Below are 1,161 nucleotides of genomic sequence, written 5' to 3'. Positions count from 1 at the left end.
TTCAGAATGGACCACGCCCTTGCCTGCAGTCATCCAATTGACCGCTCCAGGTTTAATTTCAACATCAGAGCCTAGACTGTCTTTATGTTGGATGGAGCCTTCAAATAAATAAGTGAGTGTGGAGAGGCCTATATGCGGGTGTGGCGGCACATCAAGATGTTCGACCTTGCTCATGGCTGCTGGGCCCATATGGTCAATAAAGGTAAAAGGCCCAACCGATCGTTTTTGGCGGAAGGGCAATAAACGTCCTACCATAAAGTTCCCAATATCGGCGGCGCGTTCTTCTATAATTAATTCGGTATTAGACATGTATTATCTTTTGGTTTTAAGTTTGTTTTAGGCTAAGACGTCTCTAATGCTGTCATCCTTATCAAACCTGGCTTTTGCATAAGGGCAAAGCGGAATGATTTTCAAGTTGTTGTCGCGCGCATATTCCACGCCCGCCATGACGAGTTGTTTGGCGTATCCTTTGCCACCAAATTTATCGTCTACGCCGGTATGGTCGATGATGAATTTCTCCTTACCTGCCCAGGTAAATGTCATTTCGCCAGCTTCTTCATCATTGTCATAAATTATAAATCGTCCTTTTTTACCGTTGTCTTCTCGTTCTATTCTTGTCATAATATAGTGTATTTTTTAATTTTAAATTATCGAAATCTTTAGAGCATCCAGATATACTGTGCGACATTAATTTTTTTCTAGTTTGAACTTGAATTTCTCCGTATCCCAATCAGCGAGCTTGGCTGCATTGTCGTAACTACTGCGAAGAAATTCTAACAATACCTCCGATGGATTTTCAGATTTTTGAACATCTTCATATTTTAAGATAAATTCTCCTAAGTCGTCATGAAAATAAGCACTGCTTGGCTTAATGGCAGCATCTTTAAAACCATCAGGTGCTGGATAAATATAACTATAAAATGCTGCAAAAGGTGTGGCTTCATTACCTGGCCAAAAGCCACAGTTCATTACTTCGTGGGAGTAAGCCTCTTGCGTTACCCAGTCTGGCAGGTTGGGAATGCCACCTGGATGTAACGGTGCCTTTCGTCCTGAAAACCGCGAAATCGCCAAATCAAAACTCCCCCAGAAAAACTGGACATCGCTACTTTTACCCATAAATTCTGAACGGTATTGGGTAAACACCTGATTGACTTTCAGCAT

The 1,161-nt window shown here is 41.8% G+C and carries 3 protein-coding genes; all 3 read right to left on the bottom strand.

Annotated features, from left to right (window positions below; genetic code table 11):
• Positions 1 to 309: pirin family protein (locus JEM65_RS20610; RefSeq protein ID WP_199603561.1), on the bottom strand; the 309-nt coding region annotated here is incomplete at its 3' end.
• Positions 310 to 336: 27 nt separating this feature from the next.
• Complete coding sequence (locus JEM65_RS20605; protein WP_199603559.1) at positions 337 to 621, bottom strand: GNAT family N-acetyltransferase; 285 nt, start codon at positions 619 to 621, stop codon at positions 337 to 339.
• Between the two features lie 66 nt (positions 622 to 687).
• Positions 688 to 1,161 (bottom strand): DUF5996 family protein (locus JEM65_RS20600; protein ID WP_233530768.1); only part of this gene is annotated, 474 nt, incomplete at its 5' end.

Origin of the sequence: Gelidibacter salicanalis, from assembly GCF_016469035.1 — a bacterium.
Classification (GTDB): domain Bacteria; phylum Bacteroidota; class Bacteroidia; order Flavobacteriales; family Flavobacteriaceae; genus Gelidibacter; species Gelidibacter salicanalis_A.
The sequence above is the reverse complement of the archived record's forward strand: the minus strand, read 5'-3'. Positions and strand labels throughout refer to the sequence as shown.

What these genes read in the sequence shown, in the direction of transcription:
- JEM65_RS20605 (WP_199603559.1), bottom strand. Translation starts at nt 621, where the DNA reads ATGACAAGAATAGAACGAGAAGACAACGGTAAAAAAGGACGATTTATA.